Annotated in this window: 4 protein-coding genes; 3 read left to right on the top strand and 1 reads right to left on the bottom strand. The window is 72.5% G+C overall.

Going from position 1 to position 7,137, the window contains the following annotated elements; genetic code table 11:
- Positions 1–16: 16 nt before the first annotated feature.
- Positions 17–2,467, bottom strand: coding sequence for a DNA topoisomerase (ATP-hydrolyzing) subunit A (locus ACFRQN_RS39085; RefSeq protein ID WP_074005662.1), 2,451 nt, complete (start codon positions 2,465–2,467; stop codon positions 17–19).
- A 297-nt stretch (positions 2,468–2,764) separates the two neighbouring features.
- Between ACFRQN_RS39085 and ACFRQN_RS39080 the strand changes: the two genes are divergently transcribed.
- The 3 genes from ACFRQN_RS39080 (at position 2,765) to ACFRQN_RS39070 (ending at position 7,018) form a co-directional block, all read left to right on the top strand.
- Positions 2,765–4,117 carry a M16 family metallopeptidase gene (locus tag ACFRQN_RS39080; RefSeq protein WP_380745383.1) on the top strand — a complete coding sequence of 451 codons (1,353 nt, stop codon included), beginning with the start codon at positions 2,765–2,767 and terminating at the stop codon, positions 4,115–4,117.
- Positions 4,118–4,137: 20 nt separating this feature from the next.
- Positions 4,138–5,502: a pitrilysin family protein gene (locus ACFRQN_RS39075; RefSeq protein WP_074005706.1), complete on the top strand. Its 1,365-nt coding sequence runs from the start codon at positions 4,138–4,140 to the stop codon at positions 5,500–5,502.
- A 322-nt stretch (positions 5,503–5,824) separates the two neighbouring features.
- Positions 5,825–7,018 carry an RtcB family protein gene (locus ACFRQN_RS39070; protein ID WP_380745381.1) on the top strand — a complete coding sequence of 398 codons (1,194 nt, stop codon included), beginning with the start codon at positions 5,825–5,827 and terminating at the stop codon, positions 7,016–7,018.
- Positions 7,019–7,137 lie beyond the last annotated feature (119 nt).

Here is a 7,137-nt window from a genome sequence, read left to right as displayed (position 1 = left end):
GCTCGGGCGGGAGCCGCTACGCCGGGCCGGCGACCACCGCGATCGGGGTGGTGACCGGGGTGCCGGAGCCGTCGCGGCGCGGGTCGCGCTCGGGCAGGTCGACCGGGGCGCCCTTGGCGGTGGCGGCGCGGGCCGGGGCGGCGCCGGCCCAGGCGAAGGCCAGGGCGTCCTCGCCGCGCAGGAAGCGCTGGCAGCGCACGCCGCCGGTGGCGCGGCCCTTGCGCGGGTACTGCTCGAACGGGGTGACCTTCCAGCTGGTCTGCTCGCCGTCGGAGAGCGTGCCCGTGGCCGTGGCCACCGAGACCACCACCGCGTCCGCCGCCGGGTCCACCGCCGTGAAGGACAGCACCCGCGTGCCGTCCGACAGCTTGATGCCCGCCATGCCGCCCGCCGGGCGGCCCTGCGGACGCACCTGGCCCGCGGGGTAGCGCAGCAGCTGGGCGTCGGAGGCGATGAAGACCAGGTCCTCCTCGCCGGTGCGCAGTTCGACCGCGCCCACCAGCTCGTCACCCTCCTTGAGGGCGATCACCTCGAACTCGTCCTTGTTCGCGGGCCACTCCGGCACCACCCGCTTCACCACGCCCTGCAGCGTGCCCAGCGCCAGCCCCGGCGAGGACTCGTCCAGGGTGGTCAGCGCCAGCGCCCGCTCCCCGTCCTCCAGCCGCAGGAACTCGCCCACCGCGGCCCCGCCCGCCAGCGTCGGCGACGGTGTCGGCGGCAGCGCCGGAAGGTCGATCACCGGCAGTCGCAGGACCCGGCCCGCGGACGTGACCACGCCGACGTCCGCCCGGGCCGTCGCGTGCACCGCCGAGACGATCACGTCGTGCTTCGCCCGCTTCTCCGACTCCTCGAACGGCTCGCCGTCCGCCGTCCGCGCCAGCAGGCCCGTCGACGACAGCAGCACCCGGCACGGGTCGTCCGCGACCTCCAGCGGCACGGCCAGCGCGGCCGAGGGCACCGCCCCCGCCTCCAGCAGCACCGTGCGCCGCTCGGTGCCGAACTGCTTGGACACCGCGCCCAGTTCGGACGACACCACGCTGCGCAGCTTGGTGTCCGACTCCAGGATCTCGGTCAGGTCCGCGATCTCGGAGGTCAGCTTCTCCTTCTCCTGCTCCAGCTCGACCCGGTCGAAGCGGGTCAGCCGCCGCAGCGGGGTGTCCAGGATGTACGCGGTCTGCGTCTCCGACAGCGAGAAGTGCTCCATCAGGCGTTCCTTCGCCTGCTGGGCGTTGTCACTCGACCGGATGATCGCGATGACCTCGTCGATGTCGAGCAGCGCGACCAGCAGGCCCTCGACCAGGTGCAGCCGCTCCTCGCGCTTGCGGCGGCGGAAGTCGCTGCGCCGGCGCACCACGGTGAAGCGGTGGTCGACGTAGACCTCCAGCAGCTCCTTGAGCCCCAGCGTCAGCGGCTGCCCGTCCACCAGCGCCACGTTGTTGATGCCGAAGGTCTCCTCCAGCGGCGTCAGCTTGTACAGCTGCTCCAGCAGCGCCTCCGGCACGAAGCCGTTCTTCACCTCGATGACCAGCCGCAGCCCGTGCTCGCGGTCGGTCAGGTCCTTGACGTCCGCGATGCCCTGGAGCTTCTTCGCGTTGACCAGGTCCTTGATCTTCGAGATGACCTTCTCCGGGCCGACGTTGTACGGCAGCTCGGTGACCACGATGCCCTTGCGGCGGGCCGTCACCGCCTCCACCGTCGTCGTCGCCCGGATCTTGAACGTGCCGCGGCCCGACTCGTACGCGTCCCGGATGCCCGACAGGCCCACGATCCGCCCGCCGGTCGGCAGGTCCGGACCGGGCACGAACCGCATCAGCGTGTCCAGGTCCGCGTTCGGGTGCTTGATCAGGTGCCGGGCCGCGGCCACCACCTCGGACAGGTTGTGCGGCGGCATGTTCGTCGCCATGCCGACCGCGATGCCCGTCGCGCCGTTCACCAGCAGGTTGGGGAACGCGGCCGGCAGCGCCAGCGGCTCCTGCTCGCTGCCGTCGTAGTTGGGGCCGAAGTCGACGGTGTCCTCGTGGATCGACTCCACCATCGCCATCGAGGCGGCCGTCAGCCGCGACTCGGTGTAGCGCATCGCGGCCGGCGGGTCGTCGTTGCCCAGCGAACCGAAGTTGCCGTGCCCGTCGATCAGCGGCAGCCGCATCGAGAACGGCTGCGCCATGCGCACCACCGAGTCGTAGATCGACTGGTCGCCGTGCGGGTGCAGCCGGCCCATCACCTCGCCCACCACGCGGGCGCACTTCACGTGCGCGCGCTCCGGTCGCAGGCCCATCTCGTTGGCCTGGTACAGGATCCGGCGGTGCACCGGCTTCAGGCCGTCCCGCGCGTCGGGCAGTGCACGCGAGTAGATCACCGAGTAGGCGTACTCCAGGAAGGAGCCCTGCATCTCGTCCACGACGTCGACGTCGAGGATCCGCTCCTCGAAGTCTCCGGGCGGCGGGGTCTGCGAACTGCGGCGGGCCATCGCGGCGGGGCTCCCTTACGTGTCGCTGGCTGTGTCTCGGTCGGTCGCCGAACGCCGGGGGGCGGTCGTCGCTCGTCTCCGCACCGTCCCGCCGCCGGACCCGTCAACCGGGTGCCGTCGACAGGGCGCGGCGCCCCCATTGTGGACCCTCGGGCCGACACTCCCGGTCAGCGGCCCTCTTCCGCCCCTGGCGAACGGCCCCGTCCGCGCGGACACGAACACGGCTCCCGCACGTTGCACCACAATGGGGGACGCCACACGAACCCCCGACATCGACGACGGGAAGGACCCGAGCGCATGGCCAACCCGGCCCCCGCCTCCAGCCGAGGCATCGCCATCACCGAGCACCGCCTGGCCAACGGCCTGCGCGTAGTCCTCTCCGAGGACCACCTGACCCCGGTCGCCGCCGTCTGCCTCTGGTACGACGTGGGCTCCCGGCACGAGGTCAAGGGCCGCACCGGCCTCGCCCACCTCTTCGAGCACCTGATGTTCCAGGGCTCGGCCAACGTCACCAACAACGGGCACTTCGAGCTCGTCCAGGGCGCCGGCGGCTCGCTCAACGGCACCACCAGCTTCGAGCGCACCAACTACTTCGAGACCATGCCCGCCCACCAGCTGGAGCTCGCGCTCTGGCTGGAGGCCGACCGGATGGGCTCGCTGCTCGCCGCGCTCGACGAGACGTCCATGGAGAACCAGCGCGACGTCGTCAAGAACGAGCGCCGCCAGCGCTACGACAACGTCCCGTACGGCACCGCCTTCGAGAAGCTCACCGCGCTCTCCTTCCCCGACGGCCACCCGTACCACCACACCCCGATCGGCTCCATGGCCGACCTCGACGCGGCCACCCTGGAGGACGCCCGGACGTTCTTCCGGACGTACTACGCGCCCAACAACGCGGTCCTCTCGATCGTCGGCGACATCGACCCCGAGCAGACCGTCGCCTGGGTCGAGAAGTACTTCGGCTCCATCCCCGCGCACGACGGCAAGCAGCCCCCGCGCTCGGGCGAGCTCCCCGAGACGATCGGCCGCGAGATCCGCGAGGACGTCCACGAGGACGTCCCCTCCCGCGCCCTGATGGCCGCCTACCGCCTCCCGCACGACGGCACCCGCGAGGCCGACGCCGCCGACCTCGCCCTCACCATCCTCGGCAGCGGCGAGTCCAGCCGCCTCTACAACCGGCTGGTCCGCCGCGACCGCACCGCCGTCGCCGCCGGCTTCGGCCTGCTGAGGCTGGCCGGCGCCCCCAGCCTCGGCTGGCTCGACGTCAAGACCTCCGGCGACGCCACCATCGAGCAGATCGGCACCGCCGTCGACGAGGAGCTCGCCCGCTTCGCCGCCGAGGGCCCCACCGCCGAGGAGCTCGAACGCGCCCAGGCCCAGATCGAGCGCGAGTGGCTCGACCGGCTCACCACCGTCGCCGGCCGGGCCGACGAACTGTGCCGCTACGCCGTCCTGTTCGGCGACCCGGAGCTGCTCAACGACGCCCTCCCCAAGGTCCTCGACGTCACCGCCGAGGAGGTCCAGGCCATCGCCAAGGCCCGGCTCCACCCCGACAACCGGGCCGTCCTCGCCTACGAGCCGACCGCCGCCGCCGCCGAGACCGACGCCGACTCCGACGCCGCTTCCGAAGAGGAGGGTGCCGCCGTATGAGCACCGACTACGTCCCCGCCATGACCTTCCACCCGCAGCCCCGGCCGGGCACGCCCAGCCCCTGGGACTTCCCCGCCCCCGAGCGGGCCGCCCTCGGCAACGGCATCACCGTCCTGCACTGCCACCGGCCCGGCCAGCAGCTGGTCGCCGTCGAGGTCCTGCTCGACGTCCCGCTCGCCGCCGAGCCCGAGGGCCTCGACGGCGTCGCCGGCATCCTCGCCCGCGCCTTCAGCGAGGGCACCGACACCCTCAGCGCCGAGGAGTACGCCGCCGAGCTGGAGCGCGCCGGCGCCACCCTCGACACGCACGCCGACCACCCGTGCATCCGGATCTCCCTGGAGGTCCCCGCCTCCCGGCTCCAGCGCGGCCTGTCCCTGCTCGCCGACGCCCTGCGCGCCCCGGCCCTGCCCGAGGCGGAGATCGAGCGGCTGGTCGCCAACCGCCTGGACGAGATCGTCCACGAGCAGGCCAACCCCGCCCGGCGCGCCGCCAAGGCCCTGTACGCCGAGCTCTTCGACGCCGCCGACCGGCTCTCCCGGCCCCGCGCCGGCACCGCCGACACCGTCAAGTCGATCGACCGCGCCGCCGTCAAGGCCTTCTACGACGGCCACGTGCGCCCCGCGACCAGCACCGTCGTGGTGGTCGGCGACCTCACCGGCGTCGACCTGCCCGCGCTGCTGGAGAGCACCCTCGGCACCTGGACCGGAACGGCCGCCGAGCCGTCCGTCCACGCCCCGGTCACCGGCGACGACCACGGCCGCGTCGTCATCGTGGACCGCCCCGGTTCCGTCCAGACCCAGCTGCTCATCGGCCGGATCGGACCCGACCGCCACGACCCGGTCTGGGCCGCCCAGACCCTCGGCACCTACTGCCTCGGCGGCACCCTCACCTCCCGCCTGGACCGCGTCCTGCGCGAGGAGAAGGGCTACACCTACGGCGTGCGCGCCTTCGCCCAGCCGCTGCGCTCGGCCGCCGACGGCAGCGGGCGCGCCATGCTCGCCATCAGCGGCTCGGTGGACACCGCCTCCACCGCCCCCGCGCTGGCCGACACCTGGGTCATCCTGCGCACCCTCGCCGCCGAGGGCCTCACCGACGCCGAGCGCGACGAGGCCGTGCAGTTCCTGGTCGGCGTCGCCCCGCTGAAGTACGAGACCGCGGGCTCGGTCGCCGGCACCCTGGCCGACCAGGTCGAGCAGTACCTGCCGGACGACTACCAGGCCGAGGTCTACCGGCAGCTCGCCGAACTGCCCACCGCCGCCGCCACCGAGGCGGTCGTCGCGGCCTTCCCGCCGGACCGCCTGGTCACCGTCCTGGTCGGCGACGCCGCCGTGATCGCCGACGACGTGCGGGCGCTCGGCATCGGCGAGGTCACCGTCGTCAGCTGACGGTCCCTCCCGGAACACCCTCCGGCCCGGTGGAGCACCCGCTCCGCCGGGCCGGACGCGTTTTTAAATCCGTTGCGGGCCGCGCCCGTTCCGTGGATAGATGTTCCCCGACGCACAGCACGTGCGAACTGCGACGAAGGAAGGGAGGCGGTCACCATGCGGGTCGAGCAAGCCATACGACGCTCCCCGAGGCCGTATACCCCCTGCACCGTCGCCCCGGGCGCCTGAGCCCCACCCCCCCTGAACTTCCCCGAGCCGCGCCGGGATTCCTCGCGCGGCACCACCTTCCCCGAACCACCCGACCCCTGGAGGTCGTTCACCCATGTCGTACACCGAGGTACCCGGCGTCCGCGTCCCGATCCGGATGTGGACCGACCCGGCCACCGTCGAGGGCCAGGCCCTCCAGCAGCTGCGCAACATCAGCTCCCTGCCCTGGCTGCACGGCCTCGCCGTGATGCCCGACGTCCACCTGGGCAAGGGCGCGACGGTCGGCTCCGTCATCGCCATGAAGGACGCGGTCTGCCCGGCGGCCGTCGGCGTCGACATCGGCTGCGGGATGAGCGCGGTGAAGACCTCGCTCACCGCCGAGGACCTCCCGGACGACCTCTCCGGCCTGCGCCGCGAGATCGAGCGGGCCATCCCGGTCGGCCGCGGCCTGCACACCGACCCGGTGGACCCGTCCAAGCTGCACGGCTTCCGCACGGCGGGCTGGGACGACTTCTGGCAGCGCTTCGACGGCATCGCGGAGGACGTCAAGTGGCGGCGCGGGCGGGCGACGCAGCAGATGGCGACGCTCGGCGGAGGAAATCACTTCATAGAACTGTGCGTTGATACGACTGACGCGGTCTGGCTGATGCTGCACTCCGGATCGCGCAACATCGGCAAGGAGCTGGCCGAGCACCACATGGGCGTCGCCCGCTCGCTGCCGCACAACCAGGGCCTGATCGACCAGGACCTCGCGGTCTTCCTCGCGAAGACCCCGGAGATGGGTGCCTACCGGCAGGACCTGTTCTGGGCCCAGGAGTACGCGAAGCTCAACCGCGCGCTGATGATGGCGCTCTTCCAGGACGTCGTCCGTCGGGAGTTCACCAAGGCCGGGGTGACCTTCGACGAGGTCATCAGCTGCCACCACAACTACGTGTCGGAGGAGCGGTACGACGACGTCGACCTGCTGGTGACCCGCAAGGGCGCGATCCGGGCCGGCTCCGGCGACCTCGGGATCATCCCCGGCTCGATGGGGACGGGTTCCTACATCGTCCGCGGCCTGGGCAACGCGTCGTCGTTCAACTCGGCCTCGCACGGCGCCGGCCGCAAGATGAGCCGCAACGCCGCGAAGAAGCGGTTCACCACCCAGGACCTGGTCGAGCAGACCAAGGGCGTGGAGTGCCGCAAGGACGGCGGCGTGGTGGACGAGATCCCGGGCGCCTACAAGAACATCGAGAAGGTCATCGAGCAGCAGAAGGACCTCGTCGAGGTGGTCGCGCACCTCAAGCAGGTCGTCTGCGTCAAGGGCTGACCAGGCCGGCCGGAGCACGGCGGCCGGAAAGCCGATCGGGGTGGCGCCCGGAAACCGGGGGCCCCCCCTGGGGGGGGGGGTGGGGGGGGCCGGCCCCGGCGGGGGGGGAGGCGAGGCCC

The sequence above is a fragment of the Kitasatospora sp. NPDC056800 genome (genome assembly GCF_042789775.1).
Classification (GTDB): domain Bacteria; phylum Actinomycetota; class Actinomycetes; order Streptomycetales; family Streptomycetaceae; genus Kitasatospora.
This window is presented reverse-complemented; position numbering and strand designations above follow the sequence as displayed.